We start from the raw sequence: 12,528 nt of genomic DNA, 5'->3' as shown, positions 1-12,528 counted from the left end.
GGCGCTCGGAGGCCCACGGACACTCTGTTCGTGTGGGGGCGTCTGGGCCCTCAGATCACGTTGGGTGACCAGCCTCGTTTCTACCGCCCCAGTGGCCACCTGAGGCAGAGCCGCAGCAGCGAAAAGGTTGGATCGACCGGTTCGCTGCGACCGAGCACAAACCTCCGCTTGAATGGTGCGATCAAATTCTGCGGCGGTTCGATCCGTAAGCGGTTGGGCAGGAAACGGGCTCGTCCCTGGCTCTAGGGATTTACCCTATAGCGCCGCAATCTTGGGATTGCCCGGCTAAGCTGAGTGGTTCCGCCGAGTTCCGATCCTGGCTCTTGCTGCCGGATAACCAGCCCCAACCGGATGGTCCTTCGTTGCGCGGAGATGGCGGAAAGGGGTTGCGCGGGCTCTGCCAGAAAGCTATGAGCCGCAGGCCCTCTGGGGCGTCGGAGTGTAGCGCAGCCCGGTTAGCGCACTAGTCTGGGGGACTAGGGGTCGTGGGTTCGAATCCCGCCACTCCGACCATTATTTCTCTGTGCCGGCAGAGACTTACGTACGGGCCTCTCTTGAACGGCCGTTGAACTGTAGGGGGAACGAACGGCGGTCAGCCGGAGGCAAACCCCCACAGTCCCCCACGTTTTCACCCACGGTCCGTTCGAGAGGCGTTCTCAGCCCTGTCATGGCCGACTCCCCACTCATGGTCTCCGAGCTATTCGAGGCAAAAGCCATCACAGACGACGTGAGACGTCTCGTGAAGGGGGTGCCCAACGGCGATAAGGACCGGGTCCCGCTCCCCAATAGCTACTTGGTCGATCTGGCTGCTGCCGTGGCGGCGAACGCCTTCGCCAAGTCGGTTTTGGGTAACAAGGACAGCGTACCGGCGGCTCAGCGCAGCGCGGACGGCGATCCGGCTGGCGTTCGCTGAGAAGCATCGATGCAAGAGCCGCCCGGCCCCGCTTTCGAGCACTACCTCGCCGAAGTCGATCGTACCCACCCGCCACGCCCCCGGTATCGGTCGGGACCTGTACGTTGGTGGCACTGGCTGCCGACCCTGGCGATACTCGGTGGGGCGCTCGCATTCGCAGCGTGGCGCCTGTTTCCTTCAGTGTGAGGTAAGGTTTCGCTCCTACGCCCTCGGTCCCTTCGCGATGACCGGGTCCTATGCTGCAAGCCGAGACGACGTTCGACGACCTCTCTCCCGACGCAGCCGAGTGGAAGCGCAGGCTTCTGACCCTGCGGGCGGACCGCTCTCCATGCCCGCGCCTCAGCGCCTCCGCCTGGGCCACATTGCTGGCGTCCGCGCTCGATTTCGTGGATCGATTCGGCAGCGAGGCTGCAGCACTTGGCTGGACAGCGTCGCAGCTCTTCGGTGTCCACCCTCAGCACGGCACGTTGCGAACGGACTGGTGCGGAGCGCTGATGCTGAGCGGGCGCAAGGCGTCGGCCATCGACGCCCGCTGCGTGACCTTCGGCAACACCGGCGCATACCGGGATACGCTCGGTGTGCCGCAGGGGATGCCGATCTGGGAGTTCGCGGCGAAGCAAGGCGGGCGCTGAGTCCACCTCAGGCGCGCGCTGTCGGCAGCTCGTCCACCCGCGTGGTGTAGCGCGGCGTTCGCATCTCGAACTTCGTCGCCCAGCCGCGCCGCTGCCGCTCAAGCCCGGCTCGCGCCGGCACCACCGCGCCGCGGCCCCAGCGCGCGTTGCAGGCATCGAGCGCGCCCATCAGGCTCGCCGAGCGCTCGCGGTCGAGCCGGCCGATCAGCGCCCGCTGGGAGCCCACCAGCGGCACGAGGTCGGTCGTGACGATGCCGGCCTTGGAATAGCGCCAGGGCGGGTCGCCCTGCTCGCGCCATGTCCGGGCCACGCCGTGGAGGGCCGCCGGGATCAGCGCCAGCGTGTCGTTGGTGGCCTCCGGCAGCGTCACCACCGTCGAATCCGAACGCGGTCATGTGGTGGTCATCGTGCCGACCACGGACAGATGCCAAGAGCCCAGTAAGTGTGAGATTAGTTCGAGCGCACGGACTATGACGCAGGTCGTCAGGGAATGCTGTTATACGACCAGCACTGATCAAATTAGTTACGGCCCAACCGCGATAGAAGCTTTCGGTTTGGTTATACATTTCTTGAAATGCTGACCATCTGCACCCAATGCCTGATCAAATTTCATGGCCTGCACTGTCATGGTCTCATCCGTGTAAACGACGGCCATTTGAAATTCACTCAATGGGCCAAAAAATGACCATGGCCAACTTACCGGTTCGATTTCCTTTATGGCATCAAGATAATTCCGATAACCACCAACCAAGCATGCTGAACGCCATTTGCCATTATTCAATTGTGATAAATCCAGCATATCAGTAGATGTTGGCTTCCTACTGCGAAGAGAAGCGCGAAGTTTGAGCAAATCCTCTTGTACGCTAATACTATCGCTGCGCGTGGGGGCAACAACGTGATTGTTGCCGATGAGAGATAGGGCGATATAGACAGCTCCTAGAATGCCTAAGATTTTTTTATACATCGTCGAGCAAACGTCGGTGATCAGAGAATTGTGCGTTGTCGAGCATCTTAAGGCGTCGCGAGCACCTCGGCAATTACCCCACTTCGAACCGCTGAGTGCGGGCCAAGCCACTGCGGCCTTGACATTGGAAGCCCGATTACAAAGGCCATCGTTGTTCGACAGTACGATCACCGGCACACGGGCGAGCTTAGGGTCTAAGATGCGCTCGCCTGAGCAGCAGAAGCTGTTGCCGTCGATCAGGGCGATGGCGCGCCCGCCGCCGATCCGGTCGCGCAGCCGTTCCGCCGGCCCGCTCACCGGGACAGGCCGGTCTTGGCCACGTGCCAGCGGATCGTGAAGCGCACCACGCCCCAGATCGCCGCCTCGGAGAGTTCCTGGAGGGCGTAGATGGGCAGGTCAGCGTTGTCGAAGGCGAGACGCGTGCGGTTGCCCTCGACGACGACCCGCTTGATCGACATTTCGCCATCGACGGCGGCGACGACGATGCTGCCGTGGCCGGGCGTGAGGCTGCGATCGACGCAGGCGAGATCGCCGTCATGGATGCCGGCGTCGCGCATGCTGAAGCCGGCGATGCGCCAAAGGAAGGTCGCGGGCGGGTTCGGGACCAGCCAGCGCGGCAGCTCGATCGCCTGCTCCTGGAAGTCGTCAGCCGGCGACGGGAAGCCGGCGCAGAGCGCCTGACCCATCACGGGTATGCTTACGGTGGAAAGCCCGTCATCCGGCAATGCGTCGATCCGAAACAGGCTCACGCCGAACCTCCTCCCGTGCTAGAACGAAAAGAGAACAAACAGCTGGGCGGTTCCGGGTCAACGCGCGCTTGTGATGCTCGCGGCGCCCTGTGGAAAACGCGGATAACACCTGACTTAGGCTTGGAGTAGGAGAACGGCCATGACGATGCGGACGACCTTCCTCGTGCAGACCTTCGTGTTGAAGCGGAAGCGCCTCATCCCCGGCGACCGGCAGGTGTCGCAGTCGGGCAGCGGCGCGCTGAAACGAGCCGAGGCGATGGCCACTCGCATTCCTGGATCTGCCGCGCTTCAGATCGTGGCTGATGATGAGACCGGCGAATTGGACAGCGCGACCATCCTCGGTCAGTTCGGCGACGTGCCAGACGATTTCGCCGAGAGCCTCCAGGCGGCGTGATGGAAGCTCTCATGGATCCCGAGGCGTGGCGCGCCGCAACACCAAAGATTCCAACCTACCGGCTGCGCGGGTCGGAGCGATCAGGCTTCATAGAGGTCATGGTCGGCCAGGGCATGACCGGGCGGTTGATTCGGGATGAAGAGCACACAGGCACGTGGCGAGTGGAAGATCCGGAGGGTCACCTAATGGGCCGTACCCGCGATCAGCACGACGGTGCCGCTTTCCTTGCTGCTTGGTTTTTTGCGGCCGACGATGGTGACAAATGACAGCCACGATGCCCAGCTGCTGGTCGCCGTGAATGCTGGCGGCGGTGTGGTGAGGGTATGAGGCCGCGGTGGGTCGGGGTCGGCAATGGCAAAGTGCGTAGTGAACGGTCGCAGTGGCGGGGTAAAGGCGATGAGTGTCCCGCTGGCTTCGGTAGCCGTTCTGTTGTGACGCTGCTAACACGAATCCGCTAATTCGGATTGTCCGCACCACAAGGCGTGTTGACTTTTATGGCAACGATACCATGTCTGATCGCCGGAGGTGTCTTAGTCAAAATCGACCCGCAACTGGAGCCGAACGAGCTGGAGCACCGGCTCGTATATGCCGTAAGTGGCATCATCCCTAGGCTGCAGTTCGAGTTGCCCGTCTGGGACTCGGTATGGATGGTGGAGCAGGATCCAACTCAGCAGCTTGACGCGCTATTAGAAATCTTCTGCGCCGGTGAAACACTTACTTTTGACCATAGATTCAAACCTCTCACCCATCTGGGTGAGGGGATTTGGGAGTTGAAAACCCCTGACCTACGCCTCTTTGGATGGTTCTGCGCAAAGGATGTGTTCATTGTAGCATGCATCGATACGGCTACGAAGGTCAAAACATACAACTTATATGCAGGATGGGCTGGTGAGGCTGTTAGGCAGCGTGAACAGTTAGATTTGGACGAACCAAAGTTTGTTGCTGGAGAGAACCCTGAAGATGTCGTTTCGAATTACGCTTTCCCCTAGCAAGCGAGCTGCTGGTCGCTTTATCGAAAGCGTTCGGCGATCTTTGCAGAAGGCTCTTTCGGAAGAGGGCGCGAAGCGCGGCCTGACCCAAGCTGACATCGCGCGCACAATCGGCGTTGATCGATCCGTCATTCACCGCGAACTTCGTGGCCATAAAGATATTACCCTTGGGAGAGTAGCTGAACTAGCCGCTGCGATGGGCCGAAAGCCACAGCTGTCTCTCCCCGAGTTGGCCACACCAAATGGTAATGCGTCCAGGGATATTACCCCTTCGACATCGATAAGCACGCCAGCTAACAGCAATAAAGTTCTTGTCAAAGAGGCCTACCTATAAATGCCAGCGGAACGGATAGCTTGGGGGCAGACTTTATTCTGTGACGATCTTAGAAATGAGGTCGGCGGAAAGACGAGTTTAATGGGTATTTATCAGTCCGAACTTATAATTGATGCCGAATTTCCGGTGTTATTGCCTAAGCTTGTTATAAGTGTTACATATTATGAGATTGCAGGGAGAATGAACGGTCCGCTGAATTTGCGCGTGTACATGCCACACGATAATGAAGCTCCGTCGCTTTCGTTTGATATCCCGAGAGTTGAAAGCGAGAGAGCCTGGGTACCGCCACCCGATCCCGACTCAGAAAAAATTATTACGGTCCAAGCTCCGATAATACTCAGCCCATTTGAGATCAGATCAGAAGGATCGCTCAAGGTCCGTATGCAATGTGGAGATTTAGTCACCCGTCTAGGCCGGTTGCATATTCGCAGGCCAGTCGAGAGTGAAATCAAACTTTATGCCAGCGCGAATTCTGCGCAACCTATTGCACAGCCAGCAGAACCTCAGAGATAAGATTTGCAGTTAGTAGTGCAGATGCTAGAGTTATCTTAATCAGTGGATTCCGCGTATGAAGAGCTCTAAGACCAAAGCTACTGAACGGTTTGAAGCCTGAGATAAAAACCCCGCTACGGCGAACCGAGCAGGGCGAAGTCTGGTCTCGCTTCATGGACGCTGAGAGCCTGAGGGAATTGAGCTCGCAATACGAAAAAAGCGCCGCCGGGTGACCGGGGCGCCTTGTAGTCGTCTAGAGATGGGCAACGTCATGCTGGTGGCGGGCCAGACAGCGATGCGAAGCCAGTTCGCCACCAGTCACCGATGTAGGGCCGAGCTAGCTCGAACGTGGGGCCGATGTCCGGCCGGGTCGCCACCACGGCGCCGACAAGCGGCATGGCAACGCCGACCCCGATACTGAGAGCGATCCGGCTTCAACGGGGCACCTAGCCATCGATCGATCCAGTGGGGGCCACGTGCAGGATGACGGCCATCATCGACAGCAACAGGATGAGCGGAACGCCTACAAGGCCGTAGTCTGAGGCGATCCGCGTTCAGCTTCACTGAAGGCGATGCACTACGTGAGATGGGCCAGGCGCTCGTCGCCACGGTGCGAGACCGGATCAAGTGCGAAATGGACCTCGACGCGCCGGGCTATGCCAACTCTACACGGTGTCATCCGATGGCGCCGCCAGCGCGCCTAGCAAGCAAGGCTACGGTCTATGCGGCGTGGAAGTGTTCGGGACTGAGCAAAGTTGCGCTGGCCCAGCGGATCGGCCGGGTAGAGAGCGAAGTGCGTCGGATCCTCGTTTCGGATCACGGGACCAAAACCGATCAACTTGAAGAGGCGGCCGCGGCTCCGGGTGGGCGGCTCGTCGTGTTGTTCGAGGCAGCGTGAGGCTGCATTCGTTAGCCGCTAACATCAACTCAGTTCGGCGGCCCTCGCATCCGCTGACCCATCTCCCGCCCGAGCGTGTTCAGCAGCTTCTGCATCGCAGCATGAAGGGCGGGAGAGGCACAGGTCTCTACAAGTTCGGCAGCGGCGATACAGTGCTCCCAGATGCGGATCAGCACCTCATCAGGGTTGGAGGTAGCCTCGGCCGGTGGATCGTCGGGCAAGTGGATGCCTCGCAAGGACTGCAAATCCGGCTTTAGCGGATGGCAAAAACAACCTATGATAGTTTTTGTGGTGACGCTAGTAGAGACACGCGCCCTCATGGATTGGGCGACAGGGAGTGGGGCAGCCGGCGCAGGACAGGAAGCGCGGCTGGCGCGAGCGTCAGCTTCCGCGCGAGATGTGGAAGCCGAACACCCCGAGGAGGCTGGTGCCGATCGAGCCCAGCATCCAGGCGATCACCTTCCACGTGCGTGTCTCGATCCCGGTCACCCGCTTCTCGAGCCCATCGAAGCGGCGTTCGACGGCCTCGTGCTGGGCCTCAACCTCGGCGCGCGGAACGTAGGTCGCCAGCATCGAGACGAGCTGGGCATGGCGCGCATCGGCGGTGTCCTGCATCGCCTTCTGGCGCTCGACCATGCGCGCGAGGTCGACATGGATCCGCAGCGGCAGCGGCAGCTCGTCGCCGAGGTCGGGAGCGTTCGACATGATGGGGCCTCAGGTCGGTAAGCGTGCCGCTGCGGGATCGCCGTGGCGCCGATCGCGGCGGATCCGGCAACGGAGGCGGAAGCGAATAGGCTGGATCTAGCGAGCCGCCGGGATGATCTGGCGGAGTGCGGGCTCGAGCACCTTAGCCGCGGTGCTGTCCGGCTCGAGGTCGAGCGACCGGAAGATGCGCGCCCCGAGCTCGTCCGGGCCGCCGGCGAGACGGACGATCCAGCCCGGCGTTGAATCGAGTGCGCGCTGGAGCGCCTTGGCCACCACCGCCGAGCCGACCGGGATGGTCAGCACCTGTCCCTTGGCCGCGCCCTCGACCGCGTTGAGCCCGTAGTCGACCGCGGTGCGCACGGCGATCTCGATGCGGCCCGCGAGCAGGCCCGACAGCCAGACCGGACCGATCCGCGCGAGCAGCAGCGAGGCGAGGCCGGACAGGACGGTCACGGCGAACGAGGCGACGGTCGGCGCAGCAGCGGCGACCATCGCCTCGGCCGACAGCACCACGGCGGCGCCAGCGATCGCTTCGGCGGCATGGGCAGGAGCGAACAGGGTGGTGAGTGCGACGCAGGCGAGCGCCAGCACCGCGAACATGAGCGCGTGCATATTCTGATCCTCGTTTTGGGGATGGGTGCGCGGCAAGCCCGGCCGGCGCGGGTCGAACGCCCGGAGGATCCGGGCGACAGGGTCAGGCGCCGCCGGCGGTGCCCGTTGTCTCTGTGATCGCCGCGGGCGCGGTCCGGGCACGCAGCAGGTTGACAAACTGCCCGGTAAGGCGGCTCCAGAAGGTCATTGCGGTTGACACCACCACCGGCTCGATCACGGGGGTGGCCCGGCCCGGGTCGAGTACGGCCGCCACCGGCGCGGCGACGGCGATCGGGCGCGCATCGCTGCGCCGAGCCCGCGGCAGGGCCTGTTGGTAAGGCGTACGGAACTGGTCGGCTTCCGCCTGCCGGCGCGGGATCAGCACGGCCGGCCGGTCCCACATCAGGATCGCCTCGGCCGCGCCTGCGCGATCACCGGCGCGCAGGCGCCGCAGCACGGTCGAGCGCAGAAAGGCGGCCGGGCCGATGTTGAAGCAGAGCGAGACCAGCGCGTCGAAAGCGTGCTGCGGCAGGTCCGCTGGTACGGCCCGTTGCACCGTCCGGACGAAGGTCTGCACGTCGCGGGCGAACAGCGCGTCGCACTCGGCCGCGCTGATGCGCAGACGGGCACGTGGCGTCGGCGGTCCGGCGGCGGCGGTGTGGCCGACGCCGATCGTCCAGATGCCGACGCTGTCCCTGTAGGCATCGAGCCGCCGTCCCTCGCGCGCAATGAGGACGGCCGCGCCGATCGGGCTGAGATCCATGGTTGTGTCTCCAAGGGGTAATGGCGGAGGGGCTGCGCGACGGGGCAGCCAAGGCACGACAGCCTGCCAAGCCCCAAGTTGCGAGAACTGAATCGCTCTAAGATAAAGTAACCGCAGTATCGGTCGACTTGAACGTATCAATAAACTAGTTTCTACCTACAACAGCCGGTAGCTTGGCCATGTGTATAGAGGGTAGGGACTGCTCATATAGCAATCTTAGGGGCGATCACGAAATTTGGGGCTTAGGTTGAAATGTAACTTCCGCGCAGGCAACGAGGTAGCTATGATATAGTCTCAAGCGAATCGAAACGCCTGATCTGGGACGAGGACAATGAAGCTTCTGCTCGCATTTGGTGCGATCATTTTGGCTTACCCTCTTTCAGCCAACGCTGGCTTTTTTGACAGGGCTTTTAGAGATATTGGCAGAATTCAGGCTGAACAGCAGCTGCAACTCAAAAATGCTATAGACCAGATTGAGGAACAAAAGCGTCGCCAAGCCTTGGAGAAGGCTGAAAAAGATAAGCAAGCTCCTCCGCCACCACCTAGGATCGACTCGGCAGCTCTATCTAAGATGCTTGTATCAAAATCAAGCGATGAGCTGCTCACGTTGAGCATTGAGCCAAATATTTGCTCAACAATTAACTGTCATGGTATTGATGCCGCAGTGGTCAGAAATTTAATTAATACTGTGAGAACCGATAAGCAATTGATAATAGACACAGAGATTAAGCAAATTCAGGCATGGGCGGCGATTGGTAGTGCTGTAATCGCTACTGTCAGTCTATTGATCAGCATTGCAAGCTTCATTCGATCTGGCAGAACTACGAAAGCTGACAGAGTGCCAGCGACGCAACGGGGTGAATTTACCTTGCCGGTAGCGGCAACCACTGGTAGCGATCGGGCATAACATTGCTCAAAACGTTCGGGCGTTGATGCTTCGAACTTGGTAGATTTTTAGGTATTCAATCTATCGTATTTTGTCCGCCGCTACTGTTGGTTTAATATAATGGGTTGAAGTGGCCATCGATCTGGCAAGTCATGGTGATCTCACCGGCCTCGATCGCGTCCTTGATCGCGGCGAAGCGGCCGAACAGGCCGTTGACGTAGGCCTGAACGCTCAGGCTCATCTCGGTCACGTCCGCCCCGCTCAGCTCGAGCGCGCCGCCGTCGAGGAACTGCCAGCGCGTCGACCAGCCTGGCGTCAGCCCGGCGGCCATCACGGCGCTCATCATCAGGATCTTGGAGCGGTCGTCAGTGGCGACGCGATGCCCGCGGAAGGGCGCGCCAGCCGTCTCCAGCTCCCAGCGCCGGTTGGCCGCGTAGGCGAGCAATTCCCGCCGCTCATCCTCGGCCGTCCAGATCCGGATGGTGAACCAGTGATCGAGGGTGCCCGGGGCGCGCACCCGCACATGGGTTTCGCCCGACGGCAGCACGGTACCAGCAGCCGGCTCGGTCACCCCGCCCGGCGGTAGCGGGATTGCCGGCACACGCATCGCCACCGCCGAGTCGATGTCGGCCGGCCGGCTCTCAGCCGGCAGCACGACGCGCGCGGCCAGCGCGCCGGTGTCATCGACGTAGAGCGCATCCATCGGGCCGGGCAGCGTCGCGACCTCGACGAACGATACGCCGGCCTCGCGCAGCACCGCGCGCAGGGCGGCCGGATCGATGCCGCTTTCGGTGCCGGTCAGGTTGCGGAACACTGGATCGAATCGGACGAAGGTGCTCATGCGACCTCCAGGACGAACACCGAGAAGGTCCCGGTGAAGCCGGCGACACTCAGCGTGAGGGCGTTGTTGCCGACGATCCACTCGAGCCGGTAGTCGATCACCGGGCCACGCCCGTAGATCGTTCGACGCAGAGCGCAGGGCGCGATGTACTCGCCGGCGTTGAACAGCGTGGCGTTGTTCTGGATCACCGGCTGGGTCAGCTTGAGGCCGCCGAACGTCATCGGCGGCCGGGTGAAGGTCCGGCCGAAGTCGATCGTATAGCTCTTGCCGTTCGCCACGCCCGGCGCGGCGACCTCCTGCTGGAAGAACAGGCCCTGGCCATCCTCGTAGCTGCCGGAGAACAGCACGTTCGGGTCGAGCGGGTCGGCGATCCGCCCGCCACCGCCCGACTGGACGCGGAAGAAGTCTGCGCCGCGCATGTCGAAGTACATCAGGAGGCAAGCCTCTTGCGGAACAGGATGTAGCTCATCCCGGCATAGCTGCCGGAGCCGCCCGAGCGACCGTTCGAGCCGTGGAACTCGACCCGGGCGTGGTCGCTGGCAAAGGTAACCCGCATCGTCGGCGGATAGGCGCTGTTCTGGCGCGAGGCGTCGACGTTGCCGGTGCCGATCGGGCTGACCCAGAGATCCGGCACGCTCGCCTGGGCCGGGAAACCGATGATGAACACCCAGGTGCTCAGGCCCATCGTGGCCGGGAGGTTGCCGGGAGTCTCGGCGCCGGCCGACATCGGGAGGAAGCCGCGCTGGACGATCTGCGCGTTGCGGGCGCCGAGCGAGATCAGCAGATCCTTCTCGGCCGCCGTGCGGACGTCGATGCCCGGCCGGCTGATCCTGAGCACGTCGGCGCGAATGTCGAGGATCTGCGCCATCAGAACAGCGCGACCATGTAGCGGAGCAGGTATGCCGTGCTCGCCGGCGCCCCGGTCGCCTGGATCAGGAAGTAGGCCGGGTTGCCGTCGAAGAAGCGGTTGAGGAACTCGGTGCCACCGTAACCACCGCCGCGTCCGTCGTTCTCGGCACCGTAATAGGCATTGGCGCGCTCGTTGGCCCCGTCGGTCATCACCCGGTAGGTCAGCATCGGCTCGCCGCCGAGCTGGGCCAGCGATGCCGTGAGGAAGATCGGCGTGTTCGAATTGGCGATACCCGCCTTGATGATCCGCATCGGCTTGCGGCCGGCAAAGTCGGTCGAGATCAGGAACTTGTTGCGGTCGGTCCGATCGTCGGTGCGGCAGTCGTAGCCGTCCCGGGCGATCCACAGCCCCATCTGCCCCGAGACGGGGTGGCGACCGCCGAGCGCCCTCATTCGCATCGGGGGCTCCTACTCGAAGATGGCGAAGTACTTGTCGGTGAAGTCGATCACGAACTTGCCGTCGGCCGATTGCGCCCGGCCCGCCGTGACCGTGCCCATATTGGCCGAGACCGCCGAGAGCGAGCCGACGCTGAGCTTCTCGGCGGTGATCGCACCATCGACGATCAACGACGCGCCCGCAGCCCGGCGCGCCTGGACCTTGCCCCAGTAACAGTATGAGCCGTCACCGCCGCCGCCGGGCCGGTCGCTCAGCAGCACGACGCGGAACCGCCGCGCCGAGGCCGGGAGCGTGACTCTGCCCTCCATACGGGCCCACCAATGCTGGTTGCCAGGGCGCGAAGCTGCCGAGTTCCAAGTGTAATTTCCTTCACCCGCGTCTTGGGTGACGATCATCAGATGGGCGTAGTAGTTGGCGCTGTTGAAGTTCATCGCCGACACGTAGATGACGTCGCCGGGCGTGCCGTCGATAAAGTTCGACCAGGCCTGATGACGCGCCTGCGAGACCCAGCGGTGCTTGCCACCCGGATCGCTATCGTCCCATGTGCTGATGTACCCCGCCTCGACCCACGACCAGCCGTCGGTGTTCCCGACCGCGGCGGAGCCGCCGAAATCGCCGTTGAACACCATGTTCGAGGGATCGCTGACGCGGATGTGCTTGGCCGTGATCGACCCGGCGGTGAGATGGTCCGCGCTGAGCGTGTTGGCCGCGACGTGCGTCCCGGTGATCTGCCCGGCGGCGATGTGGCCGGCGACGATGGAGCCGCCGACGATCTTGTCGCCCGTGATCTGGTTTGCCGCGATGTGCCGGGCCTGGATCGCGTTGGCCTGGATGCGATCGGCGTCGATCGACAGGGCGGTCAATCGGCCGCCATCCATGACGATGCCGGCCCCGCGCTGAACCCGTAGCTGGTTGCCGCCCCAGTATTGCGCGATCGGCACCTTGTTCGGGCCGATCGCGTTCTCGATCCCGCCGAGCGTCCATGACAGATAGCTGGCCCCGTGCTCCCACCAGAAGTTCGTCTCCCGGCTACCAGGCCAAGCGATTCCTCCTGGGATGTGGACGCTCGAC

Annotated in this window: 18 protein-coding genes, 1 tRNA gene and 2 pseudogenes; 9 read left to right on the top strand and 12 right to left on the bottom strand. The window is 62.4% G+C overall.

Going from position 1 to position 12,528, the window contains the following annotated elements:
• Positions 1–435: 435 nt before the first annotated feature.
• From OWC43_RS24305 to OWC43_RS24295, 3 genes are all read left to right on the top strand, one after another.
• Positions 436–513: transfer RNA gene (locus OWC43_RS24305), tRNA-Pro, on the top strand.
• Between the two features lie 172 nt (positions 514–685).
• Complete coding sequence (locus OWC43_RS24300; RefSeq protein WP_393958870.1) at positions 686–913, top strand: hypothetical protein; 228 nt, start codon at positions 686–688, stop codon at positions 911–913.
• Between the two features lie 236 nt (positions 914–1,149).
• Positions 1,150–1,545: a hypothetical protein gene (locus tag OWC43_RS24295; RefSeq protein ID WP_393958869.1), complete on the top strand. Its 396-nt coding sequence runs from the start codon at positions 1,150–1,152 to the stop codon at positions 1,543–1,545.
• Positions 1,546–1,552: 7 nt separating this feature from the next.
• On the opposite strand, the pseudogene OWC43_RS24290 reads toward OWC43_RS24295, so the two are convergent.
• The 3 genes and pseudogenes from OWC43_RS24290 to OWC43_RS24280 all read right to left on the bottom strand — a co-directional run.
• Positions 1,553–1,933, bottom strand: a pseudogene (locus OWC43_RS24290) (DUF4113 domain-containing protein); the annotation flags it as partial.
• 135 nt (positions 1,934–2,068) lie between these two features.
• Positions 2,069–2,806, bottom strand: a complete 738-nt coding sequence (locus tag OWC43_RS24285; RefSeq protein WP_393958868.1) for a hypothetical protein — start codon at positions 2,804–2,806, stop codon at positions 2,069–2,071.
• On the bottom strand, positions 2,803–3,258 hold the full coding sequence (locus tag OWC43_RS24280) for a LexA family protein (RefSeq protein WP_393958867.1): 456 nt from the start codon (positions 3,256–3,258) through the stop codon (positions 2,803–2,805). The genes OWC43_RS24285 and OWC43_RS24280 overlap by 4 nt, the downstream gene beginning before the upstream one ends.
• A gap of 139 nt (positions 3,259–3,397) precedes the next feature.
• Here OWC43_RS24280 and OWC43_RS24275 point away from each other — a divergent pair, with 139 nt between their 5' ends.
• The 5 genes from OWC43_RS24275 (at position 3,398) to OWC43_RS24255 (ending at position 6,365) form a co-directional block, all read left to right on the top strand.
• Positions 3,398–3,652, top strand: a complete 255-nt coding sequence (locus OWC43_RS24275; protein WP_393958865.1) for a hypothetical protein — start codon at positions 3,398–3,400, stop codon at positions 3,650–3,652.
• Between the two features lie 11 nt (positions 3,653–3,663).
• Positions 3,664–3,918: a hypothetical protein gene (locus OWC43_RS24270; RefSeq protein WP_393958864.1), complete on the top strand. Its 255-nt coding sequence runs from the start codon at positions 3,664–3,666 to the stop codon at positions 3,916–3,918.
• 198 nt (positions 3,919–4,116) lie between these two features.
• Entirely contained in the window at positions 4,117–4,641 is a 525-nt protein-coding gene (locus tag OWC43_RS24265; protein ID WP_393958863.1) for a hypothetical protein, read from the top strand.
• Entirely contained in the window at positions 4,613–4,975 is a 363-nt protein-coding gene (locus tag OWC43_RS24260) for a helix-turn-helix domain-containing protein (RefSeq protein ID WP_393958862.1), read from the top strand. The genes OWC43_RS24265 and OWC43_RS24260 overlap by 29 nt, the downstream gene beginning before the upstream one ends.
• 1,078 nt (positions 4,976–6,053) lie before the next feature.
• Positions 6,054–6,365, top strand: a complete 312-nt coding sequence (locus OWC43_RS24255) for a hypothetical protein (RefSeq protein WP_393958861.1) — start codon at positions 6,054–6,056, stop codon at positions 6,363–6,365.
• Positions 6,366–6,394: 29 nt separating this feature from the next.
• Here the strand turns inward: OWC43_RS24255 and OWC43_RS24250 are convergent, their stop codons facing one another.
• From OWC43_RS24250 to OWC43_RS24235, 4 genes are all read right to left on the bottom strand, one after another.
• Entirely contained in the window at positions 6,395–6,586 is a 192-nt protein-coding gene (locus OWC43_RS24250; RefSeq protein WP_393958860.1) for a hypothetical protein, read from the bottom strand.
• 160 nt (positions 6,587–6,746) lie between these two features.
• Complete coding sequence (locus OWC43_RS24245; RefSeq protein ID WP_137829772.1) at positions 6,747–7,070, bottom strand: hypothetical protein; 324 nt, start codon at positions 7,068–7,070, stop codon at positions 6,747–6,749.
• 96 nt (positions 7,071–7,166) lie between these two features.
• A complete protein-coding gene (locus tag OWC43_RS24240; RefSeq protein WP_393958859.1) occupies positions 7,167–7,682 on the bottom strand; it encodes a hypothetical protein in 516 nt (171 codons plus the stop codon).
• 82 nt (positions 7,683–7,764) lie between these two features.
• Entirely contained in the window at positions 7,765–8,424 is a 660-nt protein-coding gene (locus tag OWC43_RS24235) for a lysozyme (protein ID WP_393958858.1), read from the bottom strand.
• Positions 8,425–8,755: 331 nt separating this feature from the next.
• Here OWC43_RS24235 and OWC43_RS24230 point away from each other — a divergent pair, with 331 nt between their 5' ends.
• Positions 8,756–9,331: a hypothetical protein gene (locus OWC43_RS24230; protein ID WP_393958857.1), complete on the top strand. Its 576-nt coding sequence runs from the start codon at positions 8,756–8,758 to the stop codon at positions 9,329–9,331.
• Positions 9,332–9,422: 91 nt separating this feature from the next.
• Here the strand turns inward: OWC43_RS24230 and OWC43_RS24225 are convergent, their stop codons facing one another.
• The 5 genes and pseudogenes from OWC43_RS24225 to OWC43_RS24205 all read right to left on the bottom strand — a co-directional run.
• Positions 9,423–10,151: a DUF4376 domain-containing protein gene (locus tag OWC43_RS24225; RefSeq protein WP_393958855.1), complete on the bottom strand. Its 729-nt coding sequence runs from the start codon at positions 10,149–10,151 to the stop codon at positions 9,423–9,425.
• On the bottom strand, positions 10,148–10,582 hold the full coding sequence (locus OWC43_RS24220; protein ID WP_393958854.1) for a hypothetical protein: 435 nt from the start codon (positions 10,580–10,582) through the stop codon (positions 10,148–10,150). Before OWC43_RS24220 ends, OWC43_RS24225 begins: the two co-directional genes overlap by 4 nt.
• Positions 10,582–11,019, bottom strand: a complete 438-nt coding sequence (locus OWC43_RS24215; protein ID WP_393958853.1) for a hypothetical protein — start codon at positions 11,017–11,019, stop codon at positions 10,582–10,584. Before OWC43_RS24215 ends, OWC43_RS24220 begins: the two co-directional genes overlap by 1 nt.
• Positions 11,019–11,459: a hypothetical protein gene (locus tag OWC43_RS24210; protein ID WP_393958852.1), complete on the bottom strand. Its 441-nt coding sequence runs from the start codon at positions 11,457–11,459 to the stop codon at positions 11,019–11,021. The genes OWC43_RS24215 and OWC43_RS24210 overlap by 1 nt, the downstream gene beginning before the upstream one ends.
• 9 nt (positions 11,460–11,468) lie before the next feature.
• Positions 11,469–12,528: pseudogene (locus OWC43_RS24205) on the bottom strand (hypothetical protein); the annotation flags it as partial.

Origin of the sequence: Methylorubrum sp. POS3, from assembly GCF_043352485.1 — a bacterium.
GTDB classification, from domain to species: domain Bacteria; phylum Pseudomonadota; class Alphaproteobacteria; order Rhizobiales; family Beijerinckiaceae; genus Methylobacterium; species Methylobacterium suomiense.
This window is presented reverse-complemented; position numbering and strand designations above follow the sequence as displayed.

What these genes read in the sequence shown, in the direction of transcription:
- OWC43_RS24300 (WP_393958870.1), top strand. Translation starts at nt 686, where the DNA reads ATGGTCTCCGAGCTATTCGAGGCAAAAGCCATCACAGACGACGTGAGA.
- OWC43_RS24295 (WP_393958869.1), top strand. Translation starts at nt 1,150, where the DNA reads ATGCTGCAAGCCGAGACGACGTTCGACGACCTCTCTCCCGACGCAGCC.
- OWC43_RS24275 (WP_393958865.1), top strand. Translation starts at nt 3,398, where the DNA reads ATGACGATGCGGACGACCTTCCTCGTGCAGACCTTCGTGTTGAAGCGG.
- OWC43_RS24270 (WP_393958864.1), top strand. Translation starts at nt 3,664, where the DNA reads ATGGATCCCGAGGCGTGGCGCGCCGCAACACCAAAGATTCCAACCTAC.
- OWC43_RS24260 (WP_393958862.1), top strand. Translation starts at nt 4,613, where the DNA reads ATGTCGTTTCGAATTACGCTTTCCCCTAGCAAGCGAGCTGCTGGTCGC.
- OWC43_RS24255 (WP_393958861.1), top strand. Translation starts at nt 6,054, where the DNA reads ATGGGCCAGGCGCTCGTCGCCACGGTGCGAGACCGGATCAAGTGCGAA.
- OWC43_RS24245 (WP_137829772.1), bottom strand. Translation starts at nt 7,070, where the DNA reads ATGTCGAACGCTCCCGACCTCGGCGACGAGCTGCCGCTGCCGCTGCGG.
- OWC43_RS24240 (WP_393958859.1), bottom strand. Translation starts at nt 7,682, where the DNA reads ATGCACGCGCTCATGTTCGCGGTGCTGGCGCTCGCCTGCGTCGCACTC.
- OWC43_RS24235 (WP_393958858.1), bottom strand. Translation starts at nt 8,424, where the DNA reads ATGGATCTCAGCCCGATCGGCGCGGCCGTCCTCATTGCGCGCGAGGGA.
- OWC43_RS24230 (WP_393958857.1), top strand. Translation starts at nt 8,756, where the DNA reads ATGAAGCTTCTGCTCGCATTTGGTGCGATCATTTTGGCTTACCCTCTT.
- OWC43_RS24225 (WP_393958855.1), bottom strand. Translation starts at nt 10,151, where the DNA reads ATGAGCACCTTCGTCCGATTCGATCCAGTGTTCCGCAACCTGACCGGC.
- OWC43_RS24220 (WP_393958854.1), bottom strand. Translation starts at nt 10,582, where the DNA reads ATGTACTTCGACATGCGCGGCGCAGACTTCTTCCGCGTCCAGTCGGGC.
- OWC43_RS24215 (WP_393958853.1), bottom strand. Translation starts at nt 11,019, where the DNA reads ATGGCGCAGATCCTCGACATTCGCGCCGACGTGCTCAGGATCAGCCGG.
- OWC43_RS24210 (WP_393958852.1), bottom strand. Translation starts at nt 11,459, where the DNA reads ATGCGAATGAGGGCGCTCGGCGGTCGCCACCCCGTCTCGGGGCAGATG.